Here is a 21,122-nt window from a genome sequence, read left to right as displayed (position 1 = left end):
AGGCGGTTCAGTCCGGCAGCGGGGTGAACGCGCCCGCTCGCTCGAGCACGGTGGTCAGCGCGTCCGCCACCCCCGGCGCGGCCACCACGGTCAGCTCCCCCTCGGCCCCACCGACGGTGACCGCGGGGACCCGCACCACCGCACCGGCCTCGGCCGCGATCAGGGCACCGGCGGCCCAGTCCCAGGCATTGAGGCCGTGCTCGTAGTAGGCGTCGAGCCTGCCCGCGGCGACATGGCACAGATCCATCGCCGCCGCGCCGAGCCTGCGGATGTCACGGATCCGCGGCAGCACCTCGGAGAGCACCCGGGCCTGGCTCGCGCGCCGGGCCCGGCCGTAGGCGAAGCCGGTGCCGACCAGTGCGACGTCGAGGGAGTCCTCGGTGGCACAGGCCAGCGTGGTGACGGTGCCGTCGGCCCGCACCGAGCGCGCGCCGCCGCCGCGCACGGCGCTGTAGGTGGTCGCGGCGGCCACGTCGACGACCGCGCCGGCCACCGGCTCCCCGTCGCGCACCGCGGCCACCGAGACCGCGTAGCCGGGCAGGCCGTAGAGGAAGTTCACGGTGCCGTCGATCGGGTCGACGACCCAGGTGATCGCGCCCGCCGCGGTGGCGCCCACGTCGCCGCCGCCCTCCTCGCCGAGGATCGCGTCGGCGGGCCTGCGTTCGGCGAGCAGGCCGCGGATCAGCTGCTCGGATTCGGTGTCGACGACGGTGACCGGATCGGTCACGTGTCCCTTGGTGGTCACCGCCCCGTCGACCGGGCCGTCCGCGGCGAAGACCTGCGGCCTGCGGGCGCGCACGTGCGCGGCGGCGGCTTCGGCCAGTTCGACGGCCAGCAGCCGCAGCTGCTCGTCGTCGGCGGTGGCGGGAACGGTCGGGGCCGGGGATGCGGTGTAGTCGGGCACGACTCCATCGGATCACATGTCGCGGCGACGGTCGCCGGGAGTGACAACCGCTACTCTTTGTCAGGCACATCGACCGCGTCAGGCAAGGGGTTGCACCATGTCCGCTCGGGGGCACGCATTCGGCATCGATATCGGCGGTAGCGGGGTGAAGGGCGCGGAGGTGGACCTGTCCACCGGCCTGCTCACCCACGACCGCATCAAGATCGCCACGCCACAACCGTCCACACCCGAGGCGGTGGCCGCGGCCGTGGCCGAACTGGTGGCCAAGGCGCAGTGGGACGGCCCGGTCGGGCTGACCATGCCGTGCGTGGTGCTCGACGGCCACGCCAGGACCGCGGCCAACATCGACCAGGGCTGGATCGGCACCGACGCCCGCGCGCTGTTCTCCGCGGCGCTGGGCGGGCGCGCGGTGACGGTGGTCAACGATGCCGACGCGGCCGGGCTCGCCGAGGACCGCTACGGCTCGGCGCGCGATCTGCACGGGCTGACCATCGTGCTCACCTTCGGCACCGGCATCGGCTCGGCGCTGCTCTACAACGGCACCCTGGTGCCCAACTCCGAGCTCGGTCACCTGCTGGTCGGCGCGGCCGAGGCCGAGCATCTGGCCGCCGCCTCGATCAAGGATCGCGAGGAGCTCGACTACCCCGCCTGGGCGCGTCGCGTGAGCACGGTGCTCGGCACCATCGAGGACCTGTTCTGGCCGAAGGTGTTCATCGCCGGCGGCGGCATCAGCCGCGACCACGAGCAGTGGATCCCGTTGCTCACCAACCGAACTCCGGTGATTCCTGCTGTGTTGAAGAACACCGCGGGTATCGTCGGCGCTGCCATGGCCATCGATCAGGGCCTCGCGCCCTGACCCGCCACGACAGGCGGCGCAACGCCTGGGTGGCATCGTGCCGTGAGTACCCTGGTTGGATCGTTACAATGGAACACGTCCGGCGGTGAGCCGGTGAAACCTTCCGGCCGCGGCCGGTCGCGCTCGAGCCGGTGCTTCCGCCGGCCGCACCCGACCGACGCACCGCCGGTGCAACCCGACCGACCGCTCCGCCGGAAAATCACTCTGGCGTGACGCCGCACGAGACCGTCACGAAAGGGCGTACGTGGTAGCCACGAATACCCGTCAGACCGCCGACTCGGCCGACGCCGAGGCCGACGACGCCGCAACCCCGGCCAAGAAGGCTCCGGCCAAGAAGGCCGCCGCCAAGAAGGCTCCGGCGAAGAAGGCCGCTGCCAAGAAGGCTCCGGCGAAGAAGGCTGCCGCCAAGAAGGCTCCGGCGAAGAAAGCCGCCGCCAAGAAGGCGACCTCGGCCGAGGGTGGCGAGGAGCAGCTCGACGACGAGTCGATCGAACTCGACGACCTCGGCGATCTCGAGGTCTCCGAGGACGAGCTCACCGACGGCGACGCGCTGGTCGAGGAGGCCGCCGAGGACACCGCCGAAGCCGAGACCGAGACCGAGGAGCCCTCCGAGAAGGACAAGGCCTCCGGCGATTTCGTCTGGGACGAGGAGGAGTCCGAGGCGCTGCGGCAGGCCCGCAAGGACGCCGAGCTCACCGCCTCGGCCGACTCGGTGCGTGCCTACCTCAAGCAGATCGGCAAGGTCGCGCTGCTCAACGCGGAGGAGGAGGTCGAACTCGCCAAGCGGATCGAGGCGGGCCTGTTCGCCGCGGAGAAGATGCGCGAGTTCGCCGAGGCGGGCGAGAAGCTCTCGGTCACCACGCGCCGCGACTTCAACTGGATCGTGCGCGACGGCAACCGGGCCAAGAACCACCTGCTCGAGGCCAACCTGCGCCTGGTGGTCTCCCTCGCCAAGCGCTACACCGGCCGCGGCATGGCGTTCCTGGACCTGATCCAGGAGGGCAACCTGGGTCTGATCCGCGCGGTCGAGAAGTTCGACTACACCAAGGGTTACAAGTTCTCGACCTACGCGACGTGGTGGATCCGTCAGGCCATCACCCGCGCCATGGCCGACCAGGCCCGCACCATCCGCATCCCGGTGCACATGGTCGAGGTCATCAACAAGCTCGGCCGCATCCAGCGCGAGCTGCTCCAGGACCTGGGCCGCGAGCCCACGCCGGAGGAGCTGGCCAAGGAAATGGACATCACGCCGGAGAAGGTCCTCGAAATCCAGCAGTACGCGCGTGAGCCCATCTCGCTGGACCAGACCATCGGCGACGAGGGCGACAGCCAGCTCGGCGACTTCATCGAGGACTCCGAGGCCGTCGTCGCGGTCGACGCGGTGAGCTTCACCCTGCTGCAGGATCAGCTGCAGTCGGTGCTGGAGACGCTGTCCGAGCGTGAGGCGGGCGTGGTGCGGCTGCGCTTCGGCCTGACCGACGGTCAGCCGCGCACCCTCGACGAGATCGGCCAGGTCTACGGCGTGACGCGTGAGCGCATCCGCCAGATCGAGTCGAAGACGATGAGCAAGCTGCGCCACCCGAGCCGGTCGCAGGTGCTGCGCGACTACCTCGACTGAGTCGTCACTCGCGACGAGGCCCGCGTTCTCCCTCCGGGGAGGACGCGGGCCTCTTTTTATTTCCGGATGGACATTCCGAATGGTCTGTATTATCCAGCCACGCCCGACGGTAATCGTTTCGTGATCAACCCCACAGTGCTGTATTGCGCTGTGAGTGACGCGGATTCACGATCTTCACCGTATCGTCACAGGCGGCTTTTTCGTTCTACTGCTGCCGGTCTGCAGGACCGGCATTGAGGGTTTTCGCGGCGTGCTCGACATCTATCACTTCAGCTACGGCTGGATCACCCCCGTTCTCGCGTACTTCATGTCGGTCACCGGATGCCTGCTCGGGCTGCAGTGCGCCGCGCGCGGCCGCAACGCGACCGAGGGACGCACGGGCTGGCTCATCGGCGCGGCCGTGGCCATCGGCGGAACCGGCATCTGGGTCATGCATTTCATCGCCATGCTGGGCTTCACCATTCGGGGCGCCGACATCCGCTACGACATTCCGCTGACGCTCTTCAGCGCGGTGACCGCGATGGTCGTCGTCGGTATCGGGCTGTTCATGGTCAACAAGCCGCAGCCGACGCTGCGCTCGCTGCTGGGCGGCGGCACGATCGCGGGCCTTGGCGTGGGCACCATGCACTACACCGGCATGTACGCGATGAAATCGACCGCGACGCTGAGTTACGACGCGAGCACCGTGGCACTGTCGATGCTGATCGCGGTCGTCGCCTCGGTGGTGGCGCTGTGGTTCACCTTGCGCGTCAAGGGTTTCCTGGCGACCGTCGGTGCCGCGCTGATCATGGGCGTGGCCGTGTGCGGTATGCACTACACCGGCATGGCCGCGATGCACGCGCACTCCAACCACCATGCCGCCCCGCCCACCGGTGCCGGGGCGATGGATCTGCTCGCGCCGCTGATCGGCGTGAGCAGCATCGTCACCATGCTGGTGCTGATCAGCGTGAGCCTCACCGAGATCGAGAACGAGGAGGCGCTGCCGCGGATGTGGCTGACCTCCCGGCACCAGCCGCGCCCGGCCCGCCGGACCCCCTCGGCACCGCCTGCCGACACGCGGATCACCCCGCCCGCCGCGGCCCGGGCCGCGCAGCCCGCCATGGCCCGGGCTCCACAGCCCACGGCCCCGCGTCCCGCGTCCACCACACCGGTGACACCGGGCGGCGAGCCGATCGAGTACCGCACCGAGGAACTGGTCTACGACGGGGCGGGCGCCTGGCCGCGCCGGGTCGTGGACTGATCACACCGGCGCCGAACCCGCACGGCGACGGGTGAATTCGACCACCGGTTCGACGATCCTGGCGGCGACCGGTCCCAGGATCGCCATCAGCAGCACATAGGCGGAGGCGAGCGCGGCCAGGCGCGCGTCGGCGGTGCCGTAGCCGACCGCCAAGCCGGCGATGACGATGGAGAACTCGCCGCGCGCCACCAGCGCCGCGCCCGCCCTGGCCCGGCCCATCGTGCCGATGCCCTGCCTGCCCGCCGCCCACCAGCCGACGGCCAGCTTGGTGGCCGAGGTGACCACCGCCAGCAGCACCGCCCACCCGAACACCGGTGGGACCGCGCCCGGATCGATGGACAGGCCGAAGGCCACGAAGAACAGCGCGGCGAACAGGTCGCGCAGCGGTTCGAGCACCTTGGTGGCCTCGTGCGCGGTGGACCCCGAGATGGCGATGCCGAGCAGGAACGCCCCGACCGCGGCGGAGACGTTGAGCGCCGAGGCCGCCCCGGCCACCAGCAGCGCCGAGCCGAGCAGTTGCAGCAGGAACACCTCGCGGTCGGCGCTGTCGAGCACCGCCGAGACCACTCGCCCGAACCGCAGCGCCACCACCAGCACCACGGTGATGGTGGCCAGCGCGATCGCCAGCGACACCAGCCCGCTGAGCAGGCTCAGCCCCGCCAGCATCATGGTGAGGACCGGCAGGTAGACCGCCATGGCGAGGTCCTCGAACACCAGGATCGACAGCACCACCGGGGTCTCGCGGTTGCCGAGCCTGCCCAGGTCGTCGAGCACCTTGGCGACGATCCCCGACGACGAGATGTAGGTGACCCCGCCCAGCACCACCGCGCCGACCGCGCCCCAGCCCAGGATCAGCGCCACCGCCGCGCCGGGCAGCGCATTGGCCACCAGGTCCAGCACTCCGGCGGCCCAGGAGCGCCGCAGGCCGGTCATCAGCTCGGGGCCGGTGTACTCCAGCCCGAGCAGCAGCAACAGCAGCACGACGCCGATCTCGGAGGCGAGATGACCGAACTCGGTGGCGGCGTCGAAGTCGATGAACCCACCCTGCCCGAAGGCGAGCCCGCCCAGCAGATACAGCGGGATCGGCGACATCCCGAACCGGCCCGCCACCCGACCGCACACACCCAGCGCACACAGGATCACACCGAGCTCGACCAGAGCCAGTGCCTGCGAGGTCACGGCGGTCAGCCGTGGGTGAGGATCTTCGCGGCCGCGTCCAGGCCGTCCGGCGTCCCGACGACGACGAGCAGATCGCCTTCGGTGAAGGTGAAGTCGGGGCCGGGCGAGGGGTGCAGCTGACCTGCCCGCATCACCGCCACGATCGAGGTCTTGGTGCGGGTGCGCATCCCGGTCTCACCGAGAGTGCGCCCGGCATAGGGTGATTCGTCGTGGACCGCGAGCTGGCGGGTGGTGATGCCGGGCAGGTCGCGATGGTCGTCGTTGAGTTTGGCGACCAGTTGCGGTGCGCCGAGCAGGTTGGCCAGCACCGACGCCTCGTCGGTGGACAGCGGCACCTGGGCGGCGATGGCGTCGGGGTCCTCGGGCTTGGACACGATCAGGTCGATGTCGCCGTCGCGGTGCGCGACGACCCCGACGCGGCGACCCGACCTGACCTCGAAATCCTTGCGCACTCCGATTCCCGGTAGCGCTGTGACGTCGACGTTCACCCCGTCCAGCGTAGTCGCGCCCGCTCCCGGATGTGGCCTACGCCACTGTGCCGCGCCGGGGCGTGCCGAACTCGCCCTCCGGACCGGGGCGGTAGTCCTCGGCCGCGAGCACCGCCGCCAGCGGCAGCGGGCCGTACAGGTGCGGGAACAGCATGGAGTCCGGATCGGTCGGCACTCCCGGCTCCCAGCGCACCGGCGCGGTGAACCTGTCCGGGTCCAGCCACAGCACCATCATGTCGGCGCGCCCGGCGAACAGGCGGTTCGCGGGCAGGTGCACCTGCTGGGGAGTGGACAGGTGGACGAAGCCGCTCTCGGCCAGCGACGGCGGCCTGCGTTCGCCGTCGTTTCGCAGTTGCAACCATTCTTGGGAAGTACACAGGTGAACCAGCGTGTGAGTGTCAGAGGTCACGGGTAATCTCCGGGTAGACAACAGGTTCGGACGAACAAGACGCTGTCACAACACCGGGTTCCACGCTCGTTGTGGCGGTCACGCTCGGTACGTAACGAGCAACACCGCAGCGAGCGACATATCGGTGAGTGACGGTCTCGAGTGGGAGGTGGCGCAACGGCTCCGCAGGTGTTCGGCGAGTGCTCGAAAACCGCGGCCTGATCCTGTTCGCTTTCAGCGAAACCGCAGGTCGTGTTATCGAAAACACAAAGATTCACTTCCGGGAACAAAGCCTGAACCCCGAACGTCTGACAGAGTAGTCGTACCACTGCTGGGAAGTAGCGGATGCGAGCCTCGTGGAGTGACCACGGGGCCCACACCTAGGCGAACGGCCACGAAGCGCCGGGAGCCGGGACGGAGGAGTCATGCCAGGAACCCTGACCAGCACCCCACTGACCGCCGTCGATCGTTGCGATCGTTGCGGGGCGGCTGCCCGAGTGCGTGCCGTTCTTCCCGCGGGTGGCGAGTTGCTCTTCTGCCAGCACCACGCGAATGAACACATGGATCGCTTGCGCGAGCTCGAAGCCGTGATCGACACGGAATCCGCTCCCGCTCTCTGACCACTCCTCGCGTCCGAAACAACAGCATCCGACAACAGAACATCCCGACAGCGGGCGACCCGGACAGGGCGCCCGCTGTCGCCGTATCCGGGGTCGGGCCGACCGACGAACCGGTTCCGCGCACCCGCGGTCGGTGACGCGGCGGCCGATCTGCCAGCGGCGGCCGGTCAGAAGCGGCGGCCGATCTGCCAGCGGCGGCCGGTCAGAAGCGGCGGCCGGTCACAGCGGCGGCCGGTCAGCGGTCGGCAAGGATGCCGTCGACGAGCGTGGCGACCCCGTAGGCGAAGGCGCCGTCCGGGTCGGCGGGTGCCTGGTGGTGCTCGCCTGCCGCCGCGCCGACCCGCCCTGCCAGCGGGAACTCGTCGGCGGGCACGATCCGGGCGAGCAGCGGGCCGTGCACGGCCCACCAGTCCGCGTCGCTGAGGAGCTCGGCCGCACCGGCCGCGGCGACGGCGAGGCGGGCGTTGCCGGTGGCGAAGTCGGTGAGCACCGCGATCGCCCGGTCCATCGCCAGATCGCTCAGTCCGGCGCCGTCGATCGCGCGCAGCTGGTTCTCGTAGCGGCGCATCCGGCCCGGACCGAGCACCTGACGCCACGGCGACACCTCGAGCAGCCACGGGTGGGTGAGCAGTTCGGCGCGCACGCCGGTGGCCACGGCGATCATCCGGTCGCGGATCGGCAGGTCGGCGGGGAGGGGCGCGTCCTCGGCGGCGACCGTGTCCACCATGAGCGCCAGCAGGGCCTCCTTGCTCGGCACATAGGTGTAGATGCTCATCGCCCGCACTCCGAGCTCGGCGGCGACCGCGCGCACGGTGAGTTTGGCGATGCCGTCGCGGTCGGCCAGGGCGATCCCCGCGGCGACCACGGCGTCGACGGTGAGACCGGGCTTGGGCCCCCGGGCGCCGGGCTTGGCGGGCAGGACGTGCCGCCACAGCAGTTCGAGGATCTGGCCGGCCTGCGCGGTGGACTTCTCGGCGCCGTCGATGGGCACGATTTCGCCTTTCTGGCAAGCGGGAACAAACTCGGTACAGTGTACGTTGTTCGATCGTTCCCGCCGCCCGATCAGAGGAGACCGCTCTGCCCGCCACCCAGGCCACCTATCTCCCCGACCGCCACCTGTTCGCCCTGTGGACCTGGACCGGCCACGCCCCCGGCCCGGCACCGACCGGCCTCGGCGACCCCGAGGAGCTGGTCCTGGCCCTGCCCGTCGGCGAGCACGGGGCCATCGAGCCCGTCACGATCCCGACCACCGTCGTCACACCCGGCGAGCTCGCTGTCATGAACGGCACCCTCGCCCCCTCGACCGTGGCCTGGCGTGCACTGCTCGCCCGCGGTGACACCACATCGGTGACGGTCGGCGCACTGCCTCCGGCGGCGCACGCCGTGCCGGACGCGGTGGGTTCAGCGATCGTGTCGGCGGAGCGGGCGTTGCGGGTACTGCGGGAGACCGCCGCGCTGGACGCGGAGCTCGCGCGGGTGCTGGACGCGACATTGCGGCCGTATCAGGTGCGGGGCGTGGGTTGGTTGCGCGAGACGGTCGCCGCGTACGGCGGCGCGGTGCTGGCCGACGAGATGGGTCTCGGCAAGACCGTGCAGACCATCGGGTTCTTGCAGGGACGGGCCGCCGAGGGACCGCAGTTGGTGGTGTGCCCGACCTCGCTGGTGGGCAACTGGGTGCACGAGATCGCGCGATTCGCTCCCGGGCTGAAGGCGCACGCCTGGCGTGGCGGCGAAGTCACGGCCGAGGCGGGCGCGGTGGTGGTCACCGGCTATCCGACGCTGCGTCTGCACGGCGCGCTGCTGCACGAGCGCGAGTGGGCGACAGTGGTTTTCGACGAGGCGCAGGCATTGAAGAATCCGCGCACGCAGGTGGCGAAGGCGGCGCGGGCACTGCCCGCCGCGGCCAGGGTCGCGCTCACCGGCACGCCGGTGGAGAACCATCTCGACGAGCTGTTCGCCCTGCTCAATCTCACCGTGCCGCGACTGTTCGCGCACCGCACCCAGTTCCGGCGCCGATTCGTGCGCCCGATCGAGGAGGGGTCGGCTGCCGCGGCGGCCCGGCTGCGCGATGCGGTCGAGCCGGTGGTGCTGGGGCGCAAGAAGATCCAGGTGGCGGCCACGCTGCCCGCCAAGATCCACACCGATCTGCTCTGTGATCTGTCCGCCGAGCAGGAGCGGGTGTACGACGCGGCGCTGGCCCGGGCCGTGGACGAGGGATTCGGTTCCGGCCTGCAACGCCAAGGGCGGGTGCTCGCGGCGCTCACCGAGCTCAAACAGGTGTGCAACCACCCCGGCCTGGTCTCCGGCGACCTGGCCGAGCTCGCCGGACGCTCCGGGAAACTCGATCTGTGCACCGACATCGTCGCCACCAATCTCGACACCGGCGACCCGACGCTGATCTTCACCCAGTACCGCAAGACCGGTGACCTGCTGGTGCGCCATCTCGCCGAACAGTTCGGGATCACCGCGCCGTTCTTCCACGGCGGACTCGACGCCGACCGGCGCGGGGAGATCGTCACCGAGTTCCAGTCCCCCGGCGGCCCGCCGGTGCTGATCCTGAGCCTGCGCGCGGCGGGCACCGGACTCACCCTCACCCGCGCCGCCGACGTGATCCATTTCGACCGCTGGTGGAATCCGGCCGTGGAGGCCCAGGCCTCCGACCGGGCGCACCGGATCGGGCAGACCCGCACGGTCACGGTGACCACGCTGACCAGCGCCACCACCGTCGAGGAGCACATCGCGGCCATGCACACCCGCAAGTCGGCGCTGACCGATCTCTCCGATGCCGCGGGCATCGCCGAGCTGGCCCGCCTCGACGACGACGCCCTCGTCGACATCCTGCGCCGGAAGCGAGCGAACTGATGCCCGACAACGAATTCGGATACACGGCTTGGGGCCGGGACTGGGTGCGCCTGGCCGAACCGCTGCGCCAGACCCGCCCCGAACCGCTGCTGCCGCGCGCCCGCAGCATCGCCCGAAACCACGGGGTGCGCACCGAGATCGGCGAACGCACGGTGCGCGCGCACCTGCATCGCGGCGGGCAGGCCTCGGTCGCGCATGTCGAGGTGGCACCGCTGGACCGCGCGACGGCCACCGCGATCGCGCGGATCATTCCCGATCCGACGGTGCTCACCGACGAGATGCACCGGGCACTGGTCGACGCGGGCCACTCCCCCGCGCCGACCCTGGTCAGCGTCGACTGCTCGTGCTCGGCGCGGACGGACCGGTGCGTGCACGTGCTCGCGGTGCTGTACACGATCGCCGGGCAGGTGGACGAGAATCCGCGCCTGGCACTGGAACTCCAGGGCTACTTCGACGCGACCGTGAACACCGAGTCCCCCACGACCGAGGCGCGCTGGACCAGCCTGCACACCCTCGACCCCGCGCAGTTCTTCGGCGCCGCCCACTGACGCTCGCCCCAGGCAACGATCATCAGGCACTGCCGTGGTGCGGTGCCTGCGGTCGTCTCACGCGTTGGTGCCGCCGTCGATGGTGAAGAACGCGCCGGTGATCGACCGGCCCGCGGGCCCGGCCAGGAACGCGACGGTCTCGGCGATGTCGTCGGCGGTGCCGAATCGGCCGAGCGCGCTGTGTTCGCGCTGCAGCGGGGCGTGCTCACCGCCCGCGGGGTTCATATCGGTGTCGGTGGAACCGGGCTGCACGAGATTGACCGTGATTCCGCGCGGACCCAGTTCGCGCGCGAGGGCTTTGGTGTAGCCGTTGAGCGCGGACTTGCTGAGGTTGTAGAGCGCGAGCCCGCCGAAGGGCGCGTGCTCGGACAGGTTGGTGCCGATGGAGATGATCCGCCCGCTCGCGCCGAAATGCGGCAGCGCCGCCTGGCCCGCTACGAACGCGGCCCGCGCGTGGATGTTCAGCGCGTTGTCGATCTCGTCGAGGGTGAACTCCTCGTACGGCTTGGCCGGGAAGATGCCCGCGTTGTTCACGAGCACGTCGAGCCCGCCCAGCTCGCGCGCCGTGCGGTCGACGGCGGCGACGACCTGGGCGGCGTCGGCGCTGTCGGCCCGGATCGGCAGCGCCCGGCGCCCCAGCGCCTCGATGTCGGCGGCGACCGACTCCGCGGCCGTGTCGTCGTGCCGATAGGTCAGGGCCACATCGGTGCCCGCGGCGGCCAGCCTGCGGGCGATGGCCGCGCCGATCCCCCGGCTGCCGCCGGTCACCAGGGCCACCGTCTCGGTGCTCGTCATCGGGCTCGCTCCTAATTTTGTGTTGGTCGATACACAAATAGACAAGCGCACGACCGGCACCTCCGTCAAGAGTTTCTTATCGATCGATACAGAATCATGGGCGGGTATATTTGTCGATCGACACAGAAAGGTGCGCCATGGCAGAACGCGGCCGACCGCGCGGCTTCGATCGTGACCTCGCCCTGCGGCGTGCCATGGAGGTGTTCTGGGAACACGGCTACGACGGCGCCTCGATGGCCGACCTCACCGCGGCGATGGGCATCAACTCCCCCAGCCTCTACGCCGCCTTCGGCGACAAACAAGCACTGTTCCGCGCCGCGATCGACCTCTACGGCCGCACCGACGGCAGCCTCACCGACCGCGCCCTGCGCGAGCAATCCACCGCCTACGCCGCGATCGAGGCGATGCTGCGCGACAACATCGTCGCCTACACCGATCCGGAACTGCCGCACGGCTGCATGGTGGTGCTCGCCGGCGCCACCTACACCAGCCGCAACGCGCCGGTCCGCGAGTTCCTCGTCGAGGCCCGCCGCGCGACCGAGGCCGACATCCGCGCCCGCCTGGATCGCGGCGTCACCGAGGGCGATCTGGCACCCGGCACCGACACCGCCGCGCTCGCCACGTTCTACAGCACCGTGCTCTACGGACTGTCGATCCAGGCCAGGGACGGCGTCGGGCACGCCGAACTGAGTGCCGCGGTCGACAGCGCGCTACGGGTGCTGGCCGCGGCGGTACCGCAGGACCTGCGCGCCTGACGGTCGGCGGCGACGAGTCATCGCTTGCGCAGGGCGGCGATGCGCTCGCCGAGTTGATCGGCGGTCGCCAACGCGGTCGGCGGACCACCGCATTCGCGCCGGAGTTCACCGTGGATCACACCGTGCGGCTTGCCGGTGCGGTGATGGTGCATGGCGACCAGGCTGTTGAGCTCACGACGCAGTTCGCCCAGCTTGTCGGAGGTGGCGATCCGCTCGGCGACCGCGGCGGGCCGCGGGGCCGCCGTCTCCTGGGCGCTGCGGTCGGCGAGCTGGCGGGTCTGGCGCTCCCGCAGCAGCGCGCGCATCTGCTCGGCGTCGAGCAGGCCGGGGATACCCAGGTAGTCGGCCTCCTCGTCGCTGCCCGCGATGGTGGCCGTGCCGAAGGACGAACCGTCGTAGATCACCTGGTCGAGCTCGGCGTCGGCGGCCAGCGCGACGAAGGACTTCTCCTCCTCGCCGGGCTCGTCCTTGGTCTTGTTCGCGTCGACGAGCAGTTCGTCGTCGAGGGCGTTCTTCTCGCGGTGCGGCTTGCCGATCACGTGGTCGCGCTGCAGTTCCAGCTGCGCGGCCAGGTCCAGCAGCACCGGCACCGACGGCAGGAACACGCTCGCGGTCTCCCCGGGCCTGCGGGCACGCACGAACCGGCCGATGGCCTGGGCGAAGTACAGCGGGGTCGAGGCGCTGGTGGCGTACACGCCCACGGCCAGGCGCGGCACGTCGACGCCCTCGGACACCATGCGCACCGCCACCATCCAGGGCTGGGTTCCCTTGGCGAACTCGTCGATGCGGCTCGAGGACTGCGGGTCGTCGGAGAGCACCACCGCGGGCCGCTCGCCCGAGATGTGTTCGAGCAGTTCGGCGTAGTCGCGGGCGCGTTCCTGATCGGTGGCGATCACCAGGCCACCCGCGTCGGGGATGCCGGAGGCACGCAGCTGGCGCAGGCGGGTGTCGGCCGCGCGCAGCACCGCCGAGATCCAGTCACCGGCCGGATCTAGGGCGGTGCGCCAGGCGCGGGCGGTCTGTTCGGCGCTGAGCGGCTCACCGAGGCGGGCGGTGTGCTCCTCGCCCGCGCTGTCGCGCCAGTGCGCGTCGCCGGAGTAGGCCAGGAACACCACCGGGCGCACGACGCCGTCGGCCAGGGCGTCGGCGTAGCCGTAGGAGTGGTCGGCGCGCGAGCGCGGGAAACCGGCCTCGTCGGGTTCGTAGGTGACGAACGGGATCTTCGAATCGTCGCTGCGGAACGGGGTTCCGGTCAATGCGAGACGGCGGGTGGCGTCACCGAAGGCCTCTTCGGTGGCCTCACCCCAGGTCTTCGCGTCACCGGCGTGGTGGATCTCGTCGAGGATCACCAGGGTGCGCCGGTTCTCGGTGCGCACCCGGTGCCGGGTGGGATGCGCGGCGACCTGCGCGTAGGTCACCACCACGCCGTGGTAGTCACCGGAGGTGCCACCGGCGGAGTTGGAGAAGCGCGAATCCAGCTGGATGCCCGAGCGGGCGGCCGAGGCGGCCCACTGGTGCTTGAGGTGTTCGGTGGGCGCGACCACGGTGATCTGATCGACCGTGCGATCGGCCAGCAACTCCGCGGCAACGCGCAGCGCGAAGGTGGTCTTGCCTGCGCCCGGCGTAGCGACGGCGAGGAAGTCGCGCGGCTTGGTGGCCAGGTATTTCGTCAGCGCGCGCCGCTGCCAGGCGCGCAGGGAACCTCCCGAGGCACCCCCCGCGGCCGTATCGCCCGGTGTACCCGCTTCTCTCGCCGCAGCGACGCCACCCGACCCAGTCACGCAGACGACCCTAGCCGCCCGAGGCGGCGTGTCGCCAAACCGACGCGGGGTGCGCGACCGGCATCACAAACGACCCCGAGGTCACCGGCCATTTACCTGTTACCCGCCGACACGATGCCCGGGCCGCACCACACGGACCACTGTCGTGCGGGATGCTGGAGACGAGATGAGCAACGACCAGGTCCGCGCGGCCGACGCGCCGCACCCGCCGCAGGCACCCCTGCGCGACGGGTCCGCCGTGCCGCCCACCACCGCGACCGGGGCCACCGGGCAACAGCCCCGCGAACACACCAGGGTGGTGCGGTGGCTGCTCATGGCGTGGCGGCTGGTGGTCCGGGTGGCCCAGAAGTGCTGGGACAATTCGATCTTCGCCAAATCCGCCGCCGCCGCCTTTTGGCAGACGTTGTCGCTGGCACCGCTGCTGCTCGGGCTACTGGGCAGCCTGGGCTATGTGGGCGGGCTGTTCGGGCCGGACACGGTGCAGATCGTCGAGGCCAAGATCATCGCGTTCAGTCGGGAGTTCTTCAGCCCGTCGGTGGTCTCGGACCTGATCGAACCGACCGTCGACGACGTGCTCGGGCGCGGGCGCGGCGCGGTGGTGTCGGTGGGTTTCGTGCTGTCGCTGTGGGCCGGTTCCTCGGCCATGGCGACCTTCGTCGACGCCATCGTGGAGGCCCACGGCCAGCAGGATGCCCGGCATCCGGTCTGGCAGCGGATCTTCGCGCTGCTGCTCTACGTGCAGTTCCTGGTGGCGGCGGTGCTGATCCTGCCGCTGATCGCGCTCGGTCCCACCCGGATCGGGCAAGTGCTGCCGGAGCACTGGCGTGAGCCGGGCCTGCGCCTGATCGACACGTTCTACTACCCGATCGTGGGCATGCTGCTGATCGTCGGCCTGACCACCCTCTACAAGCTGGCGCTGCACAAATCGCTGCCCTGGCACCGGCTCTTCGGCGGCGCGCTGGTGGCGGGGGTGTTCTTCCTCGCGGCCAGTGATCTGCTGCGCAGGTATCTGGCCTGGATCACCGCGACCGGCGTGAGCTACGGGGCGCTGGCCACCCCGATCGCGTTCCTGCTGTTCACCTATTTCCTCGGATTCGCGGTGATCCTTGGCGCGGAGTTCAACGCGGCGGTGCAGGAGTTCTGGCCTGCCCGCGCGACCCGGATCGAACAGGTCAAGGAATGGCTGAGCAAGGTCCGTGGCGACGACGAGCCACCGGCCGACGCCGCCTCGGGGGCGTCGGCCTCACCGGGCGATCGGACCGCTCAGTCGCCGCCCTTGCGCAAGCCGTCGTAGACCTTCTTGCAGTCCGGGCAGACGGGCGAGCCGGGCTTGGGCGAGCGTGTCACCGGGAAGACCTCACCGCACAGGGCGACGACCATCGTGCCCATCACGGCACTCTCGGCGATCCGGTCCTTCTTCACGTAGTGGAAGAACTTGGGGACGTCGTCGCCGGTCGTCTCGTCGGTCGTGGTTTCCGGGCGTACCAGAGTGTCTGTACTCACGCCTTCCATGATGCCGCATCCCCGGCCCGGCCCGCTGACCAGCCGCGTGTGCGCGCCGCGCAGGCGAGTGGAAGACTCGGGGGTATGCAGTCCAACGGCGACACCTCCGGCGCCGGCGAGCCCACCCCGGACCCGGCGGTGACCGAGCCCGCCGCGGCCCGTTCCTCGCGCGGGTACTTCCCCGGCGCCGACGAGCGGCATCCGGTCCTGATCACCGAGGCGGCCCCGTCGCTCGACGAACAGCATCGGGCCCGCGTGCGCCGCTACACCATCATCATGGCGTTCCGGATCCCGTGCCTGGTCCTGGCCGCGATCACCTACAGCATGTTCGAGAATCCGCTGATCTCGATCCTGATCATCGTGGCCTCGGTGCCGCTACCGTGGATCGCGGTGCTCATCGCCAACGACCGGCCCCCGCGCACCAAGAACGAACCGAGCCGCTGGGACGGGCGCAACAATCAGATCGCCCTGGAATCCGGGCACCGCAAGGCGATCGACTAGCGCGCCGGTCTGCGCACCAGGACCGACATCAGCGCCGCGGCACCACACAGCGCACCCGCCAGATACCAGGCCAGGTCGTAGGAACCCTGCAGGTCACGGACCAGACCCGCCCCGGTGGCCGCGATCGCGGCGCCGACCTGGTGGGCGGCGAACACCCAGCCGAAGGCGATCGGGCCGTCGGCGCCGAACAATTCCCGGCACAGCAGCACCGTCGGTGGGACCGTCGCGATCCAGTCCAGGCCGTAGAAGATCACGAACACCCACATGCTGGGCTGGGTGTGCGGGCCCAGCAGCGAGGGCAGGATCAGCAGCGACAGGCCGCGCAGCGAGTAGTAACCCAGCAGCAGGTAGCGCGGGTCGACGCGGTCGGACAGCCAGCCCGAGGCGATGGTGCCCGCGACGTCGAAGATCCCGATCAGGGCCAACAGCCCGGCTGCCGTGGTCGGCGGCATGCCGTGATCGTGGGCGGCGGTGACGAAGTGCGTGCCGACCAGCCCGTTCGTCGAGGCCCCGCACACCGCGAAACCCCCGGCCAGCAGCCAGAAGCCCCGCGTGCGGGCCGCGTCCGCCAGCACCCGCAGGGCCCGGCCCGCTCCACCGGCCACAGACGCCCGCACGCCCACGTCCGAGCCAGCCGGGGCGCCGTAGGCCCGCACCCCGGCGTCGCTGGGATAGTCGCGCACGAACAGCCACACCAGCGGCACCACCGCCAGCGCCACCACGGCCACCAGCACCGAGGGCAGCCGCCAGCCGTGCTCGTGCGCCAGCATCGACACCAGCGGCAGGAACACCAGCTGTCCCGTCGCACCCGCGGCGGTGAGCACGCCGGTGACCAGGCCGCGGCTGCGCACGAACCAGCGCCCGGTGATGGTGGCCACGAACGGCATCGACATCGATCCCACCCCGAGGCCGACCAGCAGCCCCCAGGTCGCGACCAGCTGCCAGGCCTGGGTCATGAACACCGTGAGACCACTGCCCGCCGCGATCAGCACCAGGGCCGCGCACACCACGCGGCGGATGCCGAAGCGGTCCATCAGCGCGGCGGCGAAGGGCGAGATCAGGCCGTAGAGCAGCATGTTCAGCGAGACCGCGGCCGAGATGGTGGCGTGTGACCAGCCGAATTCGGCGTGCAGGGGCTCCATCAGGACGCTGGGCACCGAGCGGAACGCGGCCGCGCCGAGCAGGGCCACGAAGCCGACGCCTGCCACGATCCACGCCGGGTGCAGGCGTGTGGGACTGCGCGTATCCGCCTCGTGCTTGCGCGCTGACGCGCCGGGGGCGACATCGGTATGCCCGGTGCGGTCACCCGGGCCATCGAGGCCGTCGCGTTCGGCCGCCGGGGCCGGGCCGGTGGACTGCGCGGCGGTGGCGTCGTCGAGGGGCGGGCGGAGATCGGTCACCGGATCAGGGTGCCGGATGGCCGGGGTACGAACGAGTGGCCGGGATGACATCTTTCGCCGAAATCCTGCCAACTCGCTCGGTCCGCGGAAAAGCATCGACAGCGCCGCACACACGGCCTACCGTCGGGCAGGGTGACCCGCGAGCGCGCCGGTTCGTGACCGTTCGATCCACACCGCAAGGGAGACAGCATGATTCGCTGGACCTGGGCATTCCTCGACCGTCCCGCAACAGGTTTCGACGAGTGCGTGCGCTTCTGGGCGACGGTCACCGGCTCGACCGTGTCCGAACCCCGCGGCGAGCACGGCGAATTCGTGACCCTGCTCCCCGCCGACGGCCCCGCCTGGCTGAAGATGCAGCGCGTCGGCGACGACGGTGGCATCCACCTGGACCTCGATGTCGACGACATCCCCGCCGCCGTCGACACCGCGACCGCGCTCGGTGCCCGGGTGCTCACCGTCGCCGAGGACTACACCGTGCTGCGGTCCCCCGCCGGGCAGACGTTCTGCTTCACCCCGGCCGACCGCGGCCCGTCCGCGCGCCCGGAGGTCCCGCCGGTGACCGTGTCGACCGCGCCGGACGGCACGGTCACCCGCCTCGACCAGGTGTGCCTCGATCTGTCCCCCGCCGATCTCGCGGCCGACACCGACTTCTGGCACTCGCTCACCGGCTGGACCCACCGACCCGGCCGTCGCGCCGAGTTCTCCCGTCTGCGCGGTCACGACCAGCCGCTGCACCTGCTGTTACAGCGGCTGGACGATCCACGCCCGGCCAGCGCGCACGCCGACCTGGCCTCCTCGAACATCGCCGCCACAGCCGCCTGGCACGAATCACTGGGTGCGACCCGGATCGCCGAGACCCCGCAGTGGATCGTGCTGCGCGACCCCGGCGCCACGCACTACTGCGTCACCGGCCGCGACCCCTACACCGGCTGAACGCGACACGAACCACCTGCGTCGACGCGTCAGGCGCCACCGTCGTGTAGCTGGCGGTTCGGGCCGGGTGCGGTCCTGGCAGAGTAGGCGGGTGCCTACGAACCCCACCACGACCGTTTCCCCGCTCACCGCGCTGTGCCCGGATCTGCGGACCGCGCTGCTGCGGGTCGGCTACGACGCGGACACCCTTGTCGAGGCGCTCGGCGTGGATGTCCACGCGGCGCTGAGCCGCTCGGAGCCGGTGCCGGTGCGCCGGGCCGCGCGGGCGGCGGGCGAGCTGGGCACCCTGATCCGGCTGTTCCTGCTCGGCGACGCCCTGCCCGACCGCGCGGTGGGCGCGGCGCTGGCCCCGGTGCGCGTCGACGCCGCGATCGAGGCCGGGCTGCTGGTGCGCGACGGTGACGAGGTCCGGGCCGCGCTGGATCTGCGGCCGCTCGACACCGGCACGGGCACGCGGTGGATCCTGTCCGACCTCGACGACTCGATGCGCAGGCGGACACTGACCGAGGACCACGTGCTCGGTGTCGGGCACGCCTCGCTGTCGCTGCTGCGGGCCACGCCCACCGCACCGGTCGGCACCGTGCTGGATCTGGGCACCGGCTGCGGTGTGCAGGCCGTGCACGCGGCGGGTTACGCGGGCAAGGTGACTGCCACCGATGTCAACGCGCGGGCGCTGTGGCTGGCCGAGGCCACCGCGGCGCTCAACGAGCTCGACCTCGAACTGCTCGAGGGTTCCTGGTTCGAGCCGGTGGCGGGTCGCCGTTTCGACCGGATCGTGGCCAATCCCCCGTTCGTGGTCGGCCCGGCGCGCATCGAGCACACCTACCGGGACTCGGGTCTGGCGCTCGACGGTGCCAGTGAGCTGGTGATCGGGCAGGCGCCCGCGCTGCTCGCTCCCGGCGGCACCGCGTCCATGCTGGCGGCGTGGGTGCACGTCGAGGGCGAGGACTGGCGTCAGCGGGTCTCGTCGTGGCTGCCCGCGCACGGTGTGGACGCCTGGGTGGTGCAGCGTGACGTGGCCGACCCGGCGCTCTACGTCGGCACCTGGCTGCGCGACGCGGGGCTCGACCCTCGCGATCCGGCCGCCCAGGCACGCGCCGAACAGTGGCTCGACGCCTTCGAGGCCGCCGAGGTGACCGGTGTCGGGTTCGGTTTCGTGTACCTGCGCTCGATCGACGGGCCCACCGAACTGCTCGCCGAGGACCTCACACACGGCTTCGACGACCCGCTGGGTGAGGAGGTGGACGGCTATTTCGCCCGGTCGGCGTGGCTGCGGGCCGTCGCCGACGATCCCGACCTGGCGTGGAACGCCCGGTTCGCGCCGAGCCCGGCCACCGCGCTGGAACGGGTGTATCTGCACGGCACCTCCGGCTGGGATCAGCAGGTCGCGCGCTTGCACCGCGGCGACGGGCCGCGCTGGCAGCACGAGGTCGACGAGTCGACGATCGCGCTGGTCGCGGGAATGCGGCCGGACGGTCTGCCGTTGTCCGAACTGATCGAACTCCTCGCCTTCGCCGACGGCGCCGACGAGGTCACCGCGGAATTCGCCGGCCAGGCGCTCGGTGTGGTCAGCGGTCTGGTGCGTCACGGACTGGTGATTCCGGTGTGAATGGCACGGTGTGCGTGCCCACTGGTTCCCGGTAGCTCCGCTTCTCAGGAACTTCTCAGCCGTCGGGGTAGGAATCCGCAGCTCAGAGCTGTTTACCGCCGACAGGATCGGGAACTTTCCCTATGTCGGTTCCGTTGAACGGAGTGAGACACCACCGACAGGAGGCAAGTCATGACAAGCCCCGCCACTACTCGTGTGCGCCCCAGCGAGTCCGATATCGACGCCCAGAGCCCCGCCGCCGACCTGGTACGCGTGTACCTGAACGGGATCGGCCGCACGGCACTGCTCACGGCGGCCGACGAGGTCGAGCTGGCCAAGCGTATCGAGGCGGGCCTGTATGCCCAGCACCTGCTCGAGACCGGTAAGCGGTTATCGGCGACGCGCAAGCGTGACCTGGCGATTCTGGTCCGCGAGGGGCAGGCAGCCCGCTCGCATCTGCTCGAGGCCAACCTGCGCCTGGTCGTCTCGCTGGCCAAGCGCTACACCGGCCGCGGCATGCCGTTGCTCGACCTGATCCAGGAGGGCAACCTCGGGCTGATCCGCGCCATGGAGAAGTTCGACTACGCCAAGGGCTTCAAGTTCTCCACCTACGCCACCTGGTGGATCCGTCAGGCCATCACCCGCGGCATGGCCGATCAGAGCCGCACCATCCGCCTGCCCGTGCACCTGGTGGAACAGGTGAACAAGCTGGCCAGGATCAAGCGCGAACTGCACCAGCAGCTGGGCCGCGAGGCCACCGACGCCGAACTGGCCAACGAGTCGGGCATCCCGGTGGAGAAGATCGCCGACCTGCTCGACCACAGCCGCGACCCGGTGAGCCTGGACATGCCGGTCGGCAACGACGAGGAAGCCCCGCTGGGCGACTTCATCGAGGACTCCGAGGCCACCTCGGCCGAGAGCGCCGTCATCGCGGGCCTGCTGCATCACGACGTGCGCAGCGTGCTGGCGACCCTGGACGAGCGCGAACAGCAGGTCATCCGCCTGCGCTTCGGCCTCGACGACGGCCAGCCGCGCACCCTCGACCAGATCGGCAAGCTGTTCGGCCTCTCGCGCGAGCGGGTGCGCCAGATCGAGCGCGAAGTCATGTCCAAGCTGCGCAAGGGTGAGCGCGCCGACCGCCTGCGCGCCTACGCCAGCTGATC

At 70.7% G+C, this 21,122-nt stretch carries 21 protein-coding genes; 12 read left to right on the top strand and 9 right to left on the bottom strand.

What is annotated here, in order from left to right; all coding sequences use genetic code 11:
• Positions 1 to 7 precede the first annotated feature (7 nt).
• Positions 8 to 904: an inositol monophosphatase family protein gene (locus ACWEMY_RS00500; RefSeq protein ID WP_452388258.1), complete on the bottom strand. Its 897-nt coding sequence runs from the start codon at positions 902 to 904 to the stop codon at positions 8 to 10.
• A 97-nt stretch (positions 905 to 1,001) separates the two neighbouring features.
• Between ACWEMY_RS00500 and ppgK the strand changes: the two genes are divergently transcribed.
• From ppgK to ACWEMY_RS00485, 3 genes are all read left to right on the top strand, one after another.
• Complete coding sequence (gene ppgK / locus ACWEMY_RS00495; protein WP_452388257.1) at positions 1,002 to 1,760, top strand: polyphosphate--glucose phosphotransferase; 759 nt, start codon at positions 1,002 to 1,004, stop codon at positions 1,758 to 1,760.
• 244 nt (positions 1,761 to 2,004) lie between these two features.
• A complete protein-coding gene (locus tag ACWEMY_RS00490; protein WP_375929030.1) occupies positions 2,005 to 3,378 on the top strand; it encodes an RNA polymerase sigma factor in 1,374 nt (457 codons plus the stop codon).
• A 250-nt stretch (positions 3,379 to 3,628) separates the two neighbouring features.
• Complete coding sequence (locus tag ACWEMY_RS00485) at positions 3,629 to 4,618, top strand: MHYT domain-containing protein (protein WP_452388256.1); 990 nt, start codon at positions 3,629 to 3,631, stop codon at positions 4,616 to 4,618.
• Here ACWEMY_RS00485 and ACWEMY_RS00480 read toward each other — a convergent pair whose 3' ends face one another.
• The 3 genes from ACWEMY_RS00480 to ACWEMY_RS00470 are packed head-to-tail and all read right to left on the bottom strand — an operon-like array spanning position 4,619 to position 6,694.
• Positions 4,619 to 5,797 carry a cation:proton antiporter gene (locus ACWEMY_RS00480; RefSeq protein WP_452388255.1) on the bottom strand — a complete coding sequence of 393 codons (1,179 nt, stop codon included), beginning with the start codon at positions 5,795 to 5,797 and terminating at the stop codon, positions 4,619 to 4,621.
• Positions 5,798 to 5,802: 5 nt separating this feature from the next.
• Positions 5,803 to 6,285 (bottom strand): cation:proton antiporter regulatory subunit, encoded by a 483-nt coding sequence (locus ACWEMY_RS00475; protein ID WP_375929036.1) that lies wholly within the window; start codon positions 6,283 to 6,285, stop codon positions 5,803 to 5,805.
• A gap of 37 nt (positions 6,286 to 6,322) precedes the next feature.
• Positions 6,323 to 6,694, bottom strand: a complete 372-nt coding sequence (locus tag ACWEMY_RS00470) for a DUF952 domain-containing protein (RefSeq protein ID WP_452388254.1) — start codon at positions 6,692 to 6,694, stop codon at positions 6,323 to 6,325.
• A gap of 404 nt (positions 6,695 to 7,098) precedes the next feature.
• On the opposite strand from ACWEMY_RS00470, the gene ACWEMY_RS00465 reads away from it, so the two are divergent.
• On the top strand, positions 7,099 to 7,293 hold the full coding sequence (locus tag ACWEMY_RS00465) for a DUF7455 domain-containing protein (RefSeq protein ID WP_029903635.1): 195 nt from the start codon (positions 7,099 to 7,101) through the stop codon (positions 7,291 to 7,293).
• Positions 7,294 to 7,528: 235 nt separating this feature from the next.
• Here the strand turns inward: ACWEMY_RS00465 and ACWEMY_RS00460 are convergent, their stop codons facing one another.
• Positions 7,529 to 8,284 carry a TetR/AcrR family transcriptional regulator gene (locus tag ACWEMY_RS00460; RefSeq protein WP_452388253.1) on the bottom strand — a complete coding sequence of 252 codons (756 nt, stop codon included), beginning with the start codon at positions 8,282 to 8,284 and terminating at the stop codon, positions 7,529 to 7,531.
• A 125-nt stretch (positions 8,285 to 8,409) separates the two neighbouring features.
• On the opposite strand from ACWEMY_RS00460, the gene ACWEMY_RS00455 reads away from it, so the two are divergent.
• On the top strand, positions 8,410 to 10,155 hold the full coding sequence (locus ACWEMY_RS00455; protein WP_452388353.1) for a DEAD/DEAH box helicase: 1,746 nt from the start codon (positions 8,410 to 8,412) through the stop codon (positions 10,153 to 10,155).
• On the top strand, positions 10,155 to 10,703 hold the full coding sequence (locus ACWEMY_RS00450; protein WP_452388252.1) for a hypothetical protein: 549 nt from the start codon (positions 10,155 to 10,157) through the stop codon (positions 10,701 to 10,703). The genes ACWEMY_RS00455 and ACWEMY_RS00450 overlap by 1 nt, the downstream gene beginning before the upstream one ends.
• A gap of 57 nt (positions 10,704 to 10,760) precedes the next feature.
• Here the strand turns inward: ACWEMY_RS00450 and ACWEMY_RS00445 are convergent, their stop codons facing one another.
• Positions 10,761 to 11,498, bottom strand: a complete 738-nt coding sequence (locus ACWEMY_RS00445) for an SDR family NAD(P)-dependent oxidoreductase (RefSeq protein WP_452388251.1) — start codon at positions 11,496 to 11,498, stop codon at positions 10,761 to 10,763.
• 137 nt (positions 11,499 to 11,635) lie between these two features.
• Here ACWEMY_RS00445 and ACWEMY_RS00440 point away from each other — a divergent pair, with 137 nt between their 5' ends.
• Positions 11,636 to 12,253: a TetR/AcrR family transcriptional regulator gene (locus ACWEMY_RS00440; RefSeq protein WP_452388250.1), complete on the top strand. Its 618-nt coding sequence runs from the start codon at positions 11,636 to 11,638 to the stop codon at positions 12,251 to 12,253.
• Between the two features lie 17 nt (positions 12,254 to 12,270).
• On the opposite strand, the gene ACWEMY_RS00435 is transcribed toward ACWEMY_RS00440, so the two are convergent.
• Complete coding sequence (locus ACWEMY_RS00435; RefSeq protein WP_452388352.1) at positions 12,271 to 13,950, bottom strand: DEAD/DEAH box helicase; 1,680 nt, start codon at positions 13,948 to 13,950, stop codon at positions 12,271 to 12,273.
• A 397-nt stretch (positions 13,951 to 14,347) separates the two neighbouring features.
• Here ACWEMY_RS00435 and ACWEMY_RS00430 point away from each other — a divergent pair, with 397 nt between their 5' ends.
• The gene (locus tag ACWEMY_RS00430; RefSeq protein WP_452388351.1) at positions 14,348 to 15,328 is read left to right on the top strand and encodes a YihY/virulence factor BrkB family protein; all 981 of its coding nucleotides are present in this window, start codon (positions 14,348 to 14,350) and stop codon (positions 15,326 to 15,328) included.
• Here ACWEMY_RS00430 and ACWEMY_RS00425 read toward each other — a convergent pair.
• Positions 15,298 to 15,537 (bottom strand): DUF3039 domain-containing protein, encoded by a 240-nt coding sequence (locus ACWEMY_RS00425; protein ID WP_189024012.1) that lies wholly within the window; start codon positions 15,535 to 15,537, stop codon positions 15,298 to 15,300. The genes ACWEMY_RS00430 and ACWEMY_RS00425 overlap by 31 nt on opposite strands.
• An 84-nt stretch (positions 15,538 to 15,621) precedes the next feature.
• Between ACWEMY_RS00425 and ACWEMY_RS00420 the strand changes: the two genes are divergently transcribed.
• Positions 15,622 to 16,038, top strand: a complete 417-nt coding sequence (locus tag ACWEMY_RS00420; protein WP_375929049.1) for a DUF3099 domain-containing protein — start codon at positions 15,622 to 15,624, stop codon at positions 16,036 to 16,038.
• Here the strand turns inward: ACWEMY_RS00420 and ACWEMY_RS00415 are convergent.
• Positions 16,035 to 17,264 carry an MFS transporter gene (locus ACWEMY_RS00415; protein ID WP_452388350.1) on the bottom strand — a complete coding sequence of 410 codons (1,230 nt, stop codon included), beginning with the start codon at positions 17,262 to 17,264 and terminating at the stop codon, positions 16,035 to 16,037. The genes ACWEMY_RS00420 and ACWEMY_RS00415 overlap by 4 nt on opposite strands.
• 363 nt (positions 17,265 to 17,627) lie before the next feature.
• On the opposite strand from ACWEMY_RS00415, the gene ACWEMY_RS00410 reads away from it, so the two are divergent.
• The 3 genes from ACWEMY_RS00410 to ACWEMY_RS00400 all read left to right on the top strand — a co-directional run bounded on the left by ACWEMY_RS00410 (position 17,628) and on the right by ACWEMY_RS00400 (position 21,120).
• A complete protein-coding gene (locus tag ACWEMY_RS00410) occupies positions 17,628 to 18,371 on the top strand; it encodes a VOC family protein (RefSeq protein WP_452388249.1) in 744 nt (247 codons plus the stop codon).
• A 91-nt stretch (positions 18,372 to 18,462) separates the two neighbouring features.
• Positions 18,463 to 19,980, top strand: a complete 1,518-nt coding sequence (locus ACWEMY_RS00405; RefSeq protein WP_452388248.1) for a DUF7782 domain-containing protein — start codon at positions 18,463 to 18,465, stop codon at positions 19,978 to 19,980.
• Positions 19,981 to 20,151: 171 nt separating this feature from the next.
• On the top strand, positions 20,152 to 21,120 hold the full coding sequence (locus ACWEMY_RS00400; RefSeq protein ID WP_022566390.1) for a sigma-70 family RNA polymerase sigma factor: 969 nt from the start codon (positions 20,152 to 20,154) through the stop codon (positions 21,118 to 21,120).
• Positions 21,121 to 21,122 lie beyond the last annotated feature (2 nt).

Source organism: Nocardia sp. NPDC004415 (assembly GCF_053602435.1).
The sequence above is the reverse complement of the archived record's forward strand: the minus strand, read 5'-3'. Positions and strand labels throughout refer to the sequence as shown.